This window comes from Simiaoa sunii, from assembly GCF_014337175.1.
Lineage (GTDB): Bacteria > Bacillota > Clostridia > Lachnospirales > Lachnospiraceae > Acetatifactor > Acetatifactor intestinalis.
In genome coordinates, this window is sequence record NZ_CP060633.1 from 144,652 (window position 1) to 160,483 (window position 15,832).

Below are 15,832 nucleotides of genomic sequence, written 5' to 3' on the forward strand. Positions count from 1 at the left end.
TGTTCAATATTTTTGAGTGTATATTTGACTGATTTTGAATTGTATTTAGGGAAGGGTGTGGAAGGTACATGAAGACATTGTTAGGTACGAAATTTGCAGTCAGAAAAATACTACTGTTAATGATAAGTGGAATTTTTTTAGTGGGGTGTGCTTATCAGAAGAGTGCCATTTCCATCGATTTTGGAATTGAATCGAGAACAGATTTAAACGGAGATGGAAAAGAAGACAGGGTACGTGTGATCGACAGATGTGATGCTGGATTTACAACAATCATAGCGAATGTAAATGGCGTAGATGTGGCAATAAAAGATTATAGGGGGTATTTTGAATCGACGGTTACTACTGGTGATTTAACGGGAAATGGGAAGGCAGATGTGCTGTTGAAAAGAGCAACAAGAGGAACCGATTCTGGCACTGTTAATATCTCCATTCTGCATTTGGAGGATACAGGCTGGGTGGAGTATCCATACAATTTTATTCATAACCCTGATATTGATTTAGAGCAGCCGGATACATTTGATGATGAAGTCTATCTCGGTGCTACATTGTTTGAAAAAGATGGAAAGACAATGGTTCGCTTTATTTCATTCCGGGATAATGATAAAAGTCAAAATACAGTAAAATGCACAGAAGCGTCTTATCGTGAAGATGGTTGGTATATAGAGGACGTTAAGATGATTTCAGATTTCTTCAGTGGTGATGAATATGAAAAATTATTAGCACCGTTATATGAGACAGAAAATGTTAATGAGGAAGAAACAACCGAGCAAAATCCGGAAAAAGCAAATGGTGATGTAGAAGAATTTTCCATGGATGAAGTCAAAGAATTGTTTTTTGGTGAGTGGGAAGTTACGAAATTGCTTGGCGTTACAAAAATACAGAACGATTATACGAATTATCCGGAGGGACATGACATCATAGGCAATCATATTGTGATAAATGAAGATGTATTTTCCAGTGAAGGACTTGAAAAATATGAACGTTATCAATGTGAGGTTTTAGAACCTTCTTATGAGGTATCTCCTATAATAGATCGTAATTGGATCTATAATATAAGTGAAGCCGTAAAAGAAGATCCGGAATTATATGACTGGATTCTAAATTATGATGAATTTCAGGATTTGGAAATAAGAGGCACAAGAGATGGAATAAAGGGAAAGTCTCCGGCAGTGGACATAATGATTTCCAGTGATAAGCAGTTTGTTATTCTTTACATGGATTGTACTTTTTACCTTTTGGAGAAAATATAATGACAAACTATTTTTTTGTAACCATCAAATAGAAATGAAATTATTATGATATGCTGAAAATACGGGACAATATTATATAATTTATAGATAAGATGTATACTATTATTTATGTTTATTTACAAAATATGGATCAAAAGAATATCGATATTGATCCGAAATACCTTCCTCAATATTTCCATGATAATAATACAACCGCATATGATGCTACGAAAAATATGACAGGGGAGTACAGAAGCATTTATTTGTTTTTAATTGGGAAAAAATACATAGACTGTATGGATTTAGTAAAATAATTAAATTATGAATGCAGTAAGTCGAATGGAGATTAGTATGAGACATATGCAAAAAACAGCATATTACCATCTTCCCGGTCTGTTTGAATTCTATGAACTATACCGGATATTTCTGCCATTGTTCCGGGAGCATCGGGAATATTTTTACGACTGGTGTGACATCGGCTCCATCTATGGAGCACCGCCGGAGTGCATCTGGGGAGGCGGCCGGGTCTCACTGGAGGATCACGACGCAGGAGAAGTGCTGGCACTGTTACAGGAATACGGGATCTCAGCCCGTCTGACCTTCAGTAATTCCCTTCTTCGCGAGGAACATCTTTCGGACAGAAAATGCAATGAACTCTGTGCTCTGTTCGCGGAAAATGCAACCCCGGAAAACGGCGTGATCGTCCATTCGGAACTGCTGTTACAGTATTTGAAAAGTCATTATCCGGAGCTTTATCCGGTATCCTCCACTACGAAAGTTCTGACGGATTTTGAAGCACTAAAAAAGGAGATCGACAGAGACGATTTTCGCTACGTCGTACCGGATTTCCGCCTGAACAAGGCTTATGAAAAATTAAATACGCTGACAGAATCACAGAAAGACAAAGTGGAGTTTTTGTGCAATGAGTGTTGTTATTTCGGATGTAAGGACAGGAAGGAATGCTACGAAGCCGTCAGCCGCAGGAATCTGGGAGAGGAGCCGGATTTTAGTTGTACCTCGCCGGGGGCGGAGGAGGGCTATCGTTTTTCCAAAGCCATGAAAAATCCCGGATTTATCAGTGTGGGTGATATTCAGAAGATCTATCTTCCTATGGGATTTTCCAATTATAAGATCGAAGGCCGGGGACTGGGCAGTGCACTGGTTCTGGAATTTTTACTGTACTATATGACGAAGCCGGAGTACCAGCTGCAGGTCAGAGAAGAAATCTATCTGGATAATATGCTGGATCTGTTTTGACTATTCATAACCGTGATTTTGTACCGGTAACATATGCTGCTGGTGTCATATGATACTTCTTTTTGAATAACTGGATAAAATGGCTTTCATTGCAGAAGCAGAGCGTATAGCTGACGGCGTTGATCGTCATCCCTCGGGTAAGCATACGTTTTGCTTCTTCCATTTTTTGATCCAGAATATATTGGTGGAGGGGAACTCCAGTCTCCTTTTTGAAGGCCTGCGATAGATAATCCCTTGATACATGAAGACTTTTGGCGATATCTTCTATTTTAAGACGGCTGTGAAGGTGGATATGTATCAGATGAACACATTGATTGATCAAAGGACTGTAACATTGAGGAATGGATTTCTCCTTTACTTTTGTGACCAGTTCGATTGCTTTTTCACATAAATAATCAATACACTCTTCCATGGTCTGAAGAGAATCAATCTTCTGAATATAGAAATCGCTTAACTGATAAGCTTCACTTTCATCCAGTCCGCCCAGAATAGCATAATGAATCGCTACGGCAATGGTGGATACTGCCCAGTAGTGTATTTTCCGGGAAGGATTGTCGGACATATGCCCGATGATCAGACCGGATTGCCGATACAGATTCAGGGCATTTTTCACTCCTGTCAGGTCACCGCATTTTATCGATTGGAACAATAAAATTTCCGAAGCAAAGGGAGTATGTGTTTTTCCGGTCTCCCGCGCTTCGTATATAAAATTCCCGGAAGCATCTAAAAATTCGTATCCAATCTGCGCTTTTTTCTTAGTCATTGCGTATCCCTTCTTTCTATAATAATTTTAACATAATACAACATAAAAATGATATAGCAAAAAGAAAAGAGATGCTAAGTTTTTCTTAGAGGAAATCGAAGAAAAGGAGGTATTTTATGAGGAAAAGTCTGGAAGAAATGTGCAGGCTCGTGACGGGTTACGGAGCGTGGCATATCGGAGATATTCAGGTGTCGGACGGACCGCACGGCGTCCGCGCCCAGGAGGATGGAGCGAAGAACAACGACAGCTATGAAGCTACCTGTTTTCCGACGGCGAGCAGCGTAGCGTGCTCCTGGAATCCGAATCTGATTGGACAAATGGCGGAAAGCATTGCGCAGGAGGCAAAGGAGCTTGGCGTTTCCGTGGTGTTGGGACCCGGAATAAATATCAAACGATCCCCTCTCTGCGGAAGGAATTTTGAATACTATTCAGAGGATCCTTTCCTGACAGGAGAATTAGCGACGGCCTATATTAGTGCAATGCAGGAGCAGGGTGTGGGCACTTCGCTGAAGCATTTTGCGGGAAATAATCAGGAGACTCACAGAATGACCTCCAATTCCATGATTGATGACAGAGCATTGCATGAAATCTATCTGTCGGCATTTGAGAAAGCGGTGAAAAAAGCAAAACCGGCGACAGTCATGGCAAGCTATAATTACATAAATGGTCTTCCTGCATGTGAAAATTCCCACCTGCTGACCGAGATTCTCAGAGAAAAATGGGGTTATGAGGGTCTGGTAATGAGTGACTGGGGAGCCTGCGTGGATCTGCCGGCCTGTGTGGCGGCGGGAATGGATGTGGAGATGCCGGACAGCTGCGGTAACCATTATGCGCAGATTCTGGAGGCTATACAATCAGGAAAACTGCCGCAGGAGACTCTGGAAACTGCTATAAAAAGAATAGAAAGAGTAAACACAGATTATGCCGGGAATATTATGCCGGAAAAACGCAGAAAAGAGGTCCTGGCAGAGACCAGAGAACGACATCATGATTTGGCAAAAAGAATTGAGGAGGAAAGCGCTGTTCTTCTTAAAAATGAAGAGTTTCTCCCATTGTCAAAAGAAATAAAGGAAATTCTGATCATAGGGGATATGGCATCAACGCCCCGGATCCAGGGAGGCGGCAGCAGCCATATCCATACAGAGAGAGTTATTTCCTTTGTGGAGGCATTTGAAAAAAGAGATATAAAAATATGTTATGCCAAAGGATATAAAAATTCTACTTTTCATAGGAGCCACAGACTGGAAAAGGAAGCCTGCAAAAAGGTAGAGGATGCGAAAAAGAGACAGATACCGGTGCTGTTTTTCGGTGGGCTCACGGAGATGGCAGAAGGAGAAGGCTATGACAGGGAAAGTTATGAACTGCCGTTAAATCAGAGCATTTTACTGGAACAGCTGCTGAAAGTAAATGAAGACATCGGTTTTGTATCTATAAGTGGGGCCCCTTACAATATGGAATTGCCATCAAAATGTAAAGCGTTGTTACAGATGTACCTTGGCGGAGAAGCGGTTGCGGAAGCCTGTGCCGGGATCGTCCTGGGGGACACCAGTCCCTCCGGCAAACTGGCAGAGAGCATTCCTTATAGGGAAACGGATGTGCCGAGCTATGGATATTTTGGTAGGCAGGGCGAGCAGAAAAACCATTTGGATGATGTAGAATATCGGGAAAGTATTTTTGTGGGATATCGATATTACGATACCTTCCGGATTCCTGTGCGTTACTGCTTTGGGTATGGATTAAGCTACACGAATTTTGCGTATACGGATCTGAAAGTCCATCGGGATGTAAAGCAGAATTGCCGGATTACTTTTGCAGTGGAAAATACCGGAGATACCGCCGGATGTGAGATTGCCCAGGTATATGTGAAGAACCCGGAAACGGGAGATTTCAGGGCGAGAAGGGAACTGCGAAGCTTTCGGAAGATACATTTGCAGCCCGGAGAGAAAAAAGAAGTAGAGATCATGCTGGATACCGGAGCTTTTTCGGTATACCAGGATTCAGAATTCCGGGTGATCGGTGGGGAGTACGAGATTCAGGTAGGTGCATCGCTGCAGGATATCCGGCTGTCGGAAAGTATCTGTGTGGAGGGAGTGAAACTACAATGCCCGTTGACGATCCATACATCGATACCGTTGTCGGAAGAAGATTTTGATGCTGTCTATACCTACCAGCGTACCTGTTTTTCGCATACGAAACCGGGTGAGTTCACAACGAAAAATTCGTTGCGGCAGATGCAGCCGTATTCAGCCCCGGCAAGAAAGTGGAGCCGTATAGGAATGCTGGCTGCGCGAGTGCTTTATTTTTCCAAACCGTTCAATGACCCGGAAGTGAGGATGATGTCAGAAGGGATTCTTGAAGGAAATATTGACAGCGTATGTAATCAGAGTGGCGGCATGATAAAACAAAGTACGATTCAGAGAATTGTGGATTCCGCGAACAGGAGGGCAAAAAATGAGGGATAAGTTAGATGCAAGAACGAAATGGAGCTATTGTATCGGAGCAACGGGAAGAGATGCAGCATATGCTCTGGTAAGCATGTATCTGATCCTATATGTGCAATATACCATGAATCTTACAAGTGCGCAGTTTGCCGTGATCAGCGGGGCAATGATCCTATGTATGGTCTGGGATGCGATAAATGATCTGCTCATGGGAATTATTATAGAAAATACGCATTTTAAAATGGGAAAATTTAAGCCGTGGATATTAGCTGGTTCGCTTACAAATGCGATTGTTATTGTGTGTTTATTTACTATCCGACCGAGTGGGTGGGGATTTGTCGCATTTTACAGTCTCTTCTACCTTCTGTGGGGAATGACTTACACCATGAATGACATTGCCTATTGGGGAGTGCTGCCCTCCTTAAGTTCAGATCCCGGAACGAGAGATTCTCTGGTAACGATTATGAGCATTTTTGTATGTATCGGACAGTTTTCCGTGGCGGGAGTAGTTCCTGTTGTGATCGCAGGAAATGCGGTGAAAGCATACAGAATCGTAGCGGTTGTGGTAGCACTCTGCCTGATTGCATTTCAGATGCTGACTGCCTTTGGAATCAAGGAAAATGACAGAGAAGAACAAAAAGATAAACTGTCATTAAAGGACATGTATCATATTTTTGTGAGAAATGATCAATTGGTGGCAGCGGGAATTGCTTCTATCTTTTTTAACATTACCTGCAATATTCTTATTATTTTTGGCGTGAACTTTTTTTATATAGAATACGGATATTCGGAAAGCGGTAATCTGGTATTTTATTTTACGGTGATGTATGGTCTGGGAATGCTGATCTCCCAGGCGAGCTATGCGACTCTGGCAAAACATTTTACGAGACAGAAAATGCTTAATGTGTGTTTTGCAGCATTATTGATTGGATATGCCTGTTTTATGGGATTTGGTTACGTGCTTCCGAAAAATGTAGTTTTATTGAATGCGATAGGTTTTGTTATCTTTTTCTTTCAGGGGCTGATGAATCTTGTGATCATCGTGATGATTAACAATACGATCGAATATGATGAGGCGAGATTCCATGAAAGACACGATTCGGTAATATCTGCGGTGCGTTCTTTTAGTGTGAAACTGGCAGGCGGAATCAATCAGGGGTTATCTACACTAGTATTGATCGTGAGCGGAATTTATGCCAAGAGCCGGAGCATCAGTGCCCTGGAGATAGAAGTGAACCGCGGCGAGATATCCAGTGAAGCGGCACTGGCAGAGGCGAATCGCTATATCGGAGAAATTACGACTGCGCAGGGAATCCTGTTCCGTGTTGGAATGGTACTCATTCCGCTCATAGCGCTGGCGATATCCTATATGATTATCCGAAAAAAGTACCATATTGATGAAGCAGAGTATGCCAAATTAGTGGAGAAAACCAGAACCTAATTAATAAATTGAGAGTTACGAGCCATGCAAAGTCAAAACGAAAACAGCGATCTGGGAGCTTGCTCACAAGTCGCTGTTTTTGCTTTTTAACTTTATACTGTGCGTCCAACGGACACACTCGACAGCCGTCAATTCATAAATGTGGAACGTCCTATGCGACACATTTATGAATTGAGTGCATGGCTCGTAACGTAGGGCTGCCCGCCCCGGACTCGGATGCTAGCTACAACTGTGGGAGCAGTCCTTTTCTGCTGGGTTATGAAAAACATCCCGATTATTTAAGCAGAGCATTTGATAATACATGTGCGGAAGTTAAAAACAAGGATTTAGTATGTACAAAAAGTAGGAAATACATGCGAATAATTCAAAAGTCATAATTAGGTATGTATAACAAGTCAGAAAATACATGCCTGAAAGCAAAAATGATGATCCGGCATGTATGATAACCGGGAAAACACATGCGCAATAGGCTAAAACGAATATACAAACCAGTAACACGAGATAGACTTAGAGCTTTTTCATAGGATTTTCAAAACACAGAACGTCCACGGTGGACGGAATGTCCTTCCGAAGATGTTTGCCGCGGCTCATTGCTCGCGTAAACTCTCAATTTATACTACAATTTCCCTAGTTTGATTTTGACATACGTATAGTGACTATGATACACTGAATAAGAAAAAAGTGGGACAGTCTGCTTTGATGAAATAAGGGACTTAGGACAAGAAAAGGTTAAGGGAGCGAAATACCTTGGATAAGAGTGAATATAAATTAAGAGCGGAAGAAATCAAAGACCTGATCAGCCGGGGAGAATATGCACAGGCGGCTGAAATTGCCGACACGATTGACTGGCGTCGTGTAAAAAGTGTCATGATGTTGTGTACGATCAGCGACCTCTATAAGATCAATCGCAGATATGAGGATGCCAGAGATATGTTGCTTCTGGCATATGAACGTCGTCCCGGCGGAAGGACCATCTGCTATTCTCTGTGCGAGCTTTCCATTAAAATGGAAGAATATGTGCAGGCAATAGAATATTATAAGGAATTTGTACAGGTGGCGCCCAAGGATCCGGGAAGGTACATTTTGCAGTATAAATTGTATGAGGCGCAGGATGTGAGTCTGGAAGAACGAATTGCTGTTCTGGAGGAACTCAAGAAGAGAGACTATAGGGAAAAATGGGCATATGAACTGGCCTATTTGTATCATAGAGTCGGACTGGCAGCCAGATGCGTAGAGGAATGTGATGAACTGATCCTCTGGTTTGGCGAGGGAAAATACGTTATTAAGGCAATGGAACTGAAAATGCTCCATCAGCCGTTGACACCGGAGCAGCAGGAAAAATACGATCATCGGTTCGACGCGCCCGGAAGCTATATCCCGTCGCAGAACTCTGTGCAGGATAACGAGTATAGCGGGAATCAGGGTTATGATCAGGGTTACACCCAGGACGGAAGCTATGATCAGGGTCAGGGGTATGATCAGAATTATACTCAGGATTATTCCCAGGATGGGAACTATGATCAAAGCCAGGGGTATGCGCAGGACTATTCTCAGGACGGAAGTTATGATCAGAATCAGGGCTATGTTCCGGAGGATAACTATGACCGGGTATCCGGAGATACTCAGGTCTATGAAACCGTGCAGCAACCGGCTCAGGAGACCTCCGCACAGCCGGTACAGAATGATTTCGATATTCATGTGAAGACCATGGATGTGGGGCAGTATAATACCATCAATCTGCAGGCAGAACTTGCAGCGGGACTTCGTGAAGTCCTCGGTGAGGAGCCAAAAGGAGATACCGCAAAAGCGACATCGGACTCCATTACCCGTTCTATCGTAGCACCTATGATGGATTCCGATACAGAATCTCTGGATTATCCGGAGATTGCAGAGGTCAGTGAGGATGATCTGGAGCCGGAGACCGAGCAGATTGAAGGTTCCGAGGTGTTCTTTGGTGAGACCGGAGAGATCGGTGACCTGTCTCAGGTTCCGGAGGTAGAGACCGAGGAGATCCTGCCGGAGGAACCCGCATCTCTTAAGAAACAGGATGTTGTGCCGGAATTATCGAAAGCAGAAGTGGAGCCGGAAGCGACCACGCCGGTGGAACCTCCAAAGGAGCTGGCGAATGTACTGGCACAGGAATCCGACGGACAGATCAGCCTGGTAATGCCCGAGGCGGAAAGCATCGAGAAGCAGATTACCGGTCAGATGAATATTGAAGACATTCTGGCAGAGTGGGAACGCAAAAAGAAAGAAAACCTAGAAAAGAGAGAAGAAGAAGTCCGCCAGCATGTATTACAGCAGACCGGTGCCATGTTCACGGAATTTGAACAGGCGGTAAGAGATGGCCTGTTAGAAAAACTGGAAAAAGAAAAAGCGGTGGATGCTGATACGGTTACAGATGAAGTTGAAGAGCTGGAAGAGATTGCAGATGTAAACGATGAAACAGAAGAAGCTCCTGCGGAAGTTTCTGAAGAAGAGCCAAAGCGGGAACCTGCTGATACGGATATCGTTGACACTGAAGAGGTAGAAGAACTTGAAGAGGAACCTGCCGTAGCGGAATATGAAGAAGAATCCGCAACAGAGGAACCGGACGCTGGCGTCGATATGGAAGTGACGCAGGAGCCGGCTGCAGAAATCCCAGAAGTGCCGGAGGAAACCACAGCAGAGATCGAAGAAGCATCGGAAGAAACCACAGCAGAGACCGAGGAAGCATCGGAGGAATCCGTAGCAGAGGCTGAAGAGGAGCCGGAAGAAGCGGTAGAAGAAGTCCATGAGGATGAGCAGCCACAGACCCCGGAGCCTCCCGTAGTGGAGAGAGACAAAGCAAAAGTCCGTGCGCTTACCAGAGAAGAGCGCGAGCTGTATGCTCCCTTTATTCAGAGTAAGTCCGCAAGAGAACAGTTAGTCAAAGCCATTGATAATATCAGCCTGGCTGCCTATACCGGCAATGTGATCATCACCGGTGAAGAAGGCATGGATACCTTATCTCTTGCGAAAAATATGATCCGGGAGATTCAGGCTACCGACAGCAACTTTTCCGGAAAAGTTGCCAAAATCTCCGGCCATGCGCTGAATAAAAAGGACGTTGCCGATACATTATCCAAGTTGAAAAACGGAGCGCTTATTATCGGCAAGGCATCGGAAATGAACGATACTACAGTGAACACCTTGTATAAAGCCCTGCAGCAGGAGAATCAGGGAATCGTTATTATCCTGGAGGATACCAAGCGTGAGATCGACCGTTTCCTGGAAAAGCATGAAAAACTGAAAGAAAGCTTTACAGCCCGCATGGATGTGGAAGCTCTCAGTAACGATACACTGGTGGCATTCGGAAGACAATACGCCCGGGAAATGGAGTACTCCATTGATGAGCTGGGAGTTCTCGCACTGCATACCAGAATCGAGGATATGCAGACGATAGATCATGTAGTTACCGTGGTGGATGTAAAAGAAATCGTGGATGAAGCAATCGCTCATGCGAATAAAAAGACATTAAAGCATTTCTTTGATGTTCTGTTTGCCAAGAGATATGACGATGAGGATATGATCATCCTCACTGAGAAAGATTTTGTATAACTATTCAGAGCCATGTAAACATTGACGAATGGGCGTCGAATGCTTGCATTCGTAAGAACATTTATCAATGTTTATAGGGCGAAGTAACCACATGAGCAAAAGGAAAGCATTGAAAATGCGATTTTGCGAATGGGGTTCTGAATAGTTAAAAATATATAGCGGGAGGCGCAGCTATGACGAAGGAGAAGGTATTTATTTCCGAAGCAGATCAGTATCTTTTTGCCCAGGGAACGCACTATGATATTTATAAAAAACTGGGCGCGCATCTGTCGACGGAAGATGGTGTGCAGGGAGTCTATTTTGGGGTATGGGCACCGAATGCGGCCCAGGTGAATGTCATCGGTACATTCAATGAATGGAACGAGGAATCGCATCCCATGCAGAAGCTGGGAGAGGGCGGTATCTGGGGGCTGTTTGTTCCCGGTGTGGAAGAAGGAACAATGTATAAGTTCCTGATCTATGCGAGGGATGGCAGAAAGCTGTACAAAGCCGATCCCTTTGCTAACTATGCGGAATACAGACCGGGCACAGCGTCCATTGTTACGGATATCACGGGATTCGACTGGAAGGATTCCAAGTGGATGGAAGCCCGGGATAAAAAAGATATGAACAAGGAGCCCATGGCAATCTATGAGTGCCATATCGGTTCTTTCATGAAGCATCCGAATAACGGCACTGCGGAAGGATTCTATAATTATCGTGAGTTCGCCGACCGGATCGTGGAATATCTGAAAGGGATGAAATACACCCATGTAGAGCTTATGGGAATTGCGGAGCATCCGTATGATGGCTCCTGGGGATATCAGGTGACCGGATACTATGCGCCCACTTCCCGTTACGGAACGCCTAAGGATTTTATGTATCTGGTCAATGAACTGCATAAGGCAGGTGTTGGAGTCATTTTGGATTGGGTACCGGCACATTTTGCAACCGATGCACACGGACTTGCAGAATTTGATGGACAGTGCATCTTTGAACATCCCGATCCCCGTTTGGGAGAGCATCCTGAATGGGGAACGAAGATATTTAATTATGGCAAAAATGAAGTGAAAAACTTCCTGGTAGCCAATGCTCTGTTCTGGCTGAGAGAGTTCCATGTAGACGGTATCCGTGTAGATGCAGTAGCCTCCATGCTGTATCTGGATTACGGTAAAAAGGACGGACAATGGCTGCCGAATAAATTTGGCGGTAATAAGAACCTGGAAGCCATTGAGTTCTTCCATCATCTGAATTCAGTGATCCGCGGAACTTATCCGGGATTTTTGACAATTGCCGAGGAATCTACCGCATGGCCTAATGTCACCAGTGGTATCGGGGAGGAAGGCTTAGGATTTTCCTTCAAGTGGAATATGGGCTGGATGCATGATTTCTGCGAGTATATGAAGCTGGATCCTCTGTACCGGAAAGGCGATCATTATGCTATGACCTTTGCCATGAGTTATAATGACAGCGAGAATTATATTTTACCCTTATCCCATGATGAAGTGGTGCATCTGAAGTGCTCCATGGTGAATAAAATGCCAGGATATCCGGCAGATAAATATGCCAACCTTCGTGTGGGGTATAGCTACATGTTCGGGCATTCCGGCAAGAAATTATTATTTATGGGACAGGATTTCGGACAGGAACGAGAGTGGAGTGAAGAGCGTGAGCTTGACTGGTATCTGTTAGGAGAGAAACTGAATCAGGGCGTACATACTTATGTAAAGGAGCTGTTAAAGCTGTATCGTAAATACCCTGCTCTGTACGAGATTGACAATAACTGGGACGGCTTTGAATGGATGAACGCGGATGATGCGGAGCACAGTACATACTGCTTCGTGAGAAAATGTTCCAGTGGCAAGAATAATCTGCTGTTTGTACTCAATATGACCCCGATGAAATGGGAGAACTATACCGTTCCCGTGCCTAAGAAGAAAAAGTATAAGCTTCTGCTGAACAGTGATGAGGAACGGTTCGGCGGCTGGGGCAACGAGATTCCCACAGAGATTATGGCGGAGAAAAAGCCTTATCATTATAAGGATTATTCCATCAGCTTTGATCTGCCGCCCTACGGTGCAGCAGTATTTCTGTTCTAGGTCAGGTTAAGAAATTACATAAAACAACCGAAATAGAAGATGAGTGTGACCAAAAGTGCACTCATCTTTTTTCATAACTATTCAGAGACATGTAAATATCAATAAGACCTCTTTAAATGCTTGCATTCGTAAGAGGATTTAAAGGACGACAGGCGTGAAGATAACATTTCAGAATCAGACGATCAATGAAACAGACAATAGAACAGAAAGTAACCGGACAGAGAAAAACAGCTGGGGCAAAGACAAGACATGGCGCAGTAAAAAAAACGTAAATGTGAATTTCGGGGCGGTATACGAGAGTGGGCAGGCCGCAGTGTCCATGCCTTCTTTAGAAAAGGAAGAGAACAACAAAGGAAAATCTCTGATGGAGCTGCAGCAGGATGCCGGGAGTGCTAATGTGGCGCTACAGCAGGACTATATGACATTGCTGTCGCATACCATGTCGCATGAGGACTATGCGAAGGCCTGTGAGGACGGGTTTGATCCCAGAGAATTAGATCAGGATACAGCGGTCACCATTGTGGATAAGATCAAGGCAGAGTTGGTGCGTTCTGGTCAGCAGATTGCAGGATATACGGATGATATCGACATGGATACCCTGGCGGCAGCGGTAGGAAGTGATACTTTAGCCCGAAGCATCGAAGAGCAGTTCCGTTCCGCGGATCTTCCTTTGACACAGGAAAATATAAATGAACTGAAAAGCGCCTGGGATATGGCGGCTTCCCTGAAGGAACCGGAAGAAGGTGCGGTCAGCTACCTGGTGGATAACGGACTGGAACCGGAGATCTGGAACCTCTATGTGGCAGAGAACAGTGGTGCCAAAGTACAGAATAATGACGTTCCTCAGGAACTGCAGGAGCAGATGGACAAGGTAATTGCGGATACGGGATTGACGGTAAACGATGAGAACAGGCAGAAGGCACAGTGGCTGGTAAGTGCCAGACTTCCGCTGACTACGGATACGCTGCAGCAGCTTGTGGAACTGGACGGCATTTCCTATCCCATCACAGAGGACGCTTTTGCGCGGGCAGCAGCAGCGGCAATTGCGGAGGGAAAATCCCCGATGTATGCGAACCTGGGCAGACAGGATACGATTTATGAAAAAGCAGATAAAATGCTGCAGGACTGGTTCTCAGATGCAAAGTGGGATGCCACGGCAGAGAATCTGGCAGCAAGAAAACAGCTGGAAGAGATTCGCCTTCGCATGACGGCAGAAGTGAACGTAAAGCTTTTACAGAGTGATTTTTCTATTGATACAGCCCCCATGGAGCAGTTGATCGAAGCACTGCGAAAGGCGGAGGCAGAGGTTGCCGGAAAATATTTTCCCGGTGAGTCTCAGGCAGTGACGAAATATGAGGCTTATACCCAGGCAGTGCAGGTGGCTTCCGAATTGCCGGGATTGCCTGCCGGAGTACTGGGATCCTATAGCCTGGAACAGAATGCTGCCACAGAGACGGTTTCTGACTTCCATAAGGAAGGCGCTGCAATGCAGAAAGCCTATGAGGAAGCGGGCGAACGTTATGAGACTCTGATGACGGCACCGAGAAGCGATCTGGGAGACAGCATCCGGAAAGCATTTTCTAATGTAGATGATATACTGACAGATATGTCATTAGAAAAAACATCGGAAAATCAGCGGGCTGTCCGGATTCTGGCATATAACAATATGGAAATTACACCGGAAAATATCGAGAAGGTCAAAGAAGCTGACAGGCAGGTCAGCGCAGTAGTGGACAGACTGACACCGAAAAATGTGTTACAGATGATCCGGGATGGTGTAAATCCTCTGGAGAAGACCTTTGACGAACTGGAATCCTATTTTTCGCAGAACCCCCAAAGCTATGAGGAAGAAGTGGAGGACTACAGCCGTTTCCTATATCAGTTGGAACGGAAAAAGGATGTTACAGAAGAGGAGCGAAAAGCGTATATTGGAATTTATCGAATGGTGCATCAGGTCGAAAGAGAGGATGGCGCAGCGATAGGCGCGGTAGTAAATACCGGTGCAGAGTTGCAATTTTCCACTCTGCTGACGGCAGCAAGAAGCAGAAGGGTTTCTCATATGGACTGGAAAGTGTCGGAGGATACCGGGCTGACACAGGAGATTCATTTGTCCGAGAATAATATATCTGAACAGATTCGGATGGGTATGGCAAAAGAGGTTCTGACAGAGGTGTCAGATGATGGCGAAAGCAGAGCAGCGTATGACCGGGAAGGACTGCAGCAGATGCGTGAGGCGGGAAATACGGCACCGGAAGCCGCAGAACTACTGCAAAGGGGAGAAGTTCCCATCAGCGCATCGAATCTTTTGACGGCCCAGGCACTTATGGATGATCCGGCGGAGATGTTTGGCAATCTGCGCAGATACAGAGAAAAGTATCGGCAGGAAAAAGAAGTCCCGCAGACGGTAACAGGTACAGGTGAAGTGCCTGCCGGGACAGAAACTTCCGAACTGTGGGAACAGCTGGATCAGCAGAATTTTGCAGAGGATTATCGGACCATGCTTCAGAATACGGCAGAAGATGTGGAGACCATGAGTCTGGAACAGGCGGATGAACATCTGGATGTAAAACAGCTGCAGCTGGTATACAAGCAGCTGCGCCTTGCGGAGAGCCTTCAGGCGAAGCAGGAATATTTTCTCCCGATGTACCTGGGCGAGCAGCTGGCGGGAGTCCATCTTATCTTACAGCAGAGAGCCGGAACTGCCGGTGCTGTGGAGATCCGGGTGAATGTCGGAGATATGGAGCTGGAGGCACATTTACAGGTAAAGGGAGACACCATCGATGGCTATCTCGTAGGAAATACACCGGAAGAGGTTACGAAATTAGAGAAGACCTCCGATATATTCCTTGAACGGATTCAGACAGATACTTCTGCAGACTGGAAAGCGGAAAAGCTTCCCATCGTCAGCTCCCGGGATATGACAAGGATGGCAGCCGGAGAGACAAAAAATGCAGATACCATAGAGAGTCGGATCGATACGGAACAGTTGTACCGTCTGGCAAAAGGATTCCTGCAGGCTGTCGCAGACAGCAGCGGAAAGTAAG

The 15,832-nt window shown here is 45.1% G+C and carries 8 protein-coding genes; 7 read left to right on the forward strand and 1 reads right to left on the reverse strand.

Features of this window, described 5'->3' with window-relative positions; genetic code table 11:
- Nucleotides 1–68: 68 nt before the first annotated feature.
- Both H9Q77_RS00675 and H9Q77_RS00680 read left to right on the forward strand, forming a co-directional pair.
- Nucleotides 69–1,250 (forward strand): hypothetical protein, encoded by a 1,182-nt coding sequence (locus H9Q77_RS00675; protein ID WP_249326321.1) that lies wholly within the window; start codon nt 69–71, stop codon nt 1,248–1,250.
- A 339-nt stretch (nt 1,251–1,589) separates the two neighbouring features.
- Nucleotides 1,590–2,486 carry a hypothetical protein gene (locus tag H9Q77_RS00680; protein ID WP_408641177.1) on the forward strand — a complete coding sequence of 299 codons (897 nt, stop codon included), beginning with the start codon at nt 1,590–1,592 and terminating at the stop codon, nt 2,484–2,486.
- A gap of 4 nt (nt 2,487–2,490) precedes the next feature.
- On the opposite strand, the gene H9Q77_RS00685 is transcribed toward H9Q77_RS00680, so the two are convergent.
- Nucleotides 2,491–3,249 (reverse strand): AraC family transcriptional regulator, encoded by a 759-nt coding sequence (locus tag H9Q77_RS00685; RefSeq protein ID WP_118545869.1) that lies wholly within the window; start codon nt 3,247–3,249, stop codon nt 2,491–2,493.
- 116 nt (nt 3,250–3,365) lie between these two features.
- Here H9Q77_RS00685 and H9Q77_RS00690 point away from each other — a divergent pair, with 116 nt between their 5' ends.
- From H9Q77_RS00690 to H9Q77_RS00710, 5 genes are all read left to right on the forward strand, one after another.
- Nucleotides 3,366–5,711 (forward strand): beta-glucosidase family protein, encoded by a 2,346-nt coding sequence (locus tag H9Q77_RS00690; RefSeq protein ID WP_249326322.1) that lies wholly within the window; start codon nt 3,366–3,368, stop codon nt 5,709–5,711.
- Nucleotides 5,701–7,131, forward strand: a complete 1,431-nt coding sequence (locus H9Q77_RS00695) for a glycoside-pentoside-hexuronide (GPH):cation symporter (RefSeq protein ID WP_118545863.1) — start codon at nt 5,701–5,703, stop codon at nt 7,129–7,131. The genes H9Q77_RS00690 and H9Q77_RS00695 overlap by 11 nt, the downstream gene beginning before the upstream one ends.
- A gap of 747 nt (nt 7,132–7,878) precedes the next feature.
- A complete protein-coding gene (locus H9Q77_RS00700) occupies nt 7,879–10,710 on the forward strand; it encodes a tetratricopeptide repeat protein (RefSeq protein WP_249326323.1) in 2,832 nt (943 codons plus the stop codon).
- Nucleotides 10,711–10,883: 173 nt separating this feature from the next.
- The gene (gene glgB, locus H9Q77_RS00705; protein WP_249326324.1) at nt 10,884–12,788 is read left to right on the forward strand and encodes a 1,4-alpha-glucan branching protein GlgB; all 1,905 of its coding nucleotides are present in this window, start codon (nt 10,884–10,886) and stop codon (nt 12,786–12,788) included.
- A 154-nt stretch (nt 12,789–12,942) separates the two neighbouring features.
- Nucleotides 12,943–15,831 carry a DUF6240 domain-containing protein gene (locus H9Q77_RS00710; RefSeq protein ID WP_249326325.1) on the forward strand — a complete coding sequence of 963 codons (2,889 nt, stop codon included), beginning with the start codon at nt 12,943–12,945 and terminating at the stop codon, nt 15,829–15,831.
- Nucleotide 15,832: the final 1 nt, after the last annotated feature.

Bases quoted from the DNA above. Each gene is read 5' to 3' on its own strand.
- H9Q77_RS00675 (WP_249326321.1), top strand. From the start codon at position 69: ATGAAGACATTGTTAGGTACGAAATTTGCAGTCAGAAAAATACTACTG.
- H9Q77_RS00680 (WP_408641177.1), top strand. From the start codon at position 1,590: ATGCAAAAAACAGCATATTACCATCTTCCCGGTCTGTTTGAATTCTAT.
- H9Q77_RS00685 (WP_118545869.1), bottom strand. From the start codon at position 3,249: ATGACTAAGAAAAAAGCGCAGATTGGATACGAATTTTTAGATGCTTCC.
- H9Q77_RS00690 (WP_249326322.1), top strand. From the start codon at position 3,366: ATGAGGAAAAGTCTGGAAGAAATGTGCAGGCTCGTGACGGGTTACGGA.
- H9Q77_RS00695 (WP_118545863.1), top strand. From the start codon at position 5,701: ATGAGGGATAAGTTAGATGCAAGAACGAAATGGAGCTATTGTATCGGA.
- glgB (WP_249326324.1), top strand. From the start codon at position 10,884: ATGACGAAGGAGAAGGTATTTATTTCCGAAGCAGATCAGTATCTTTTT.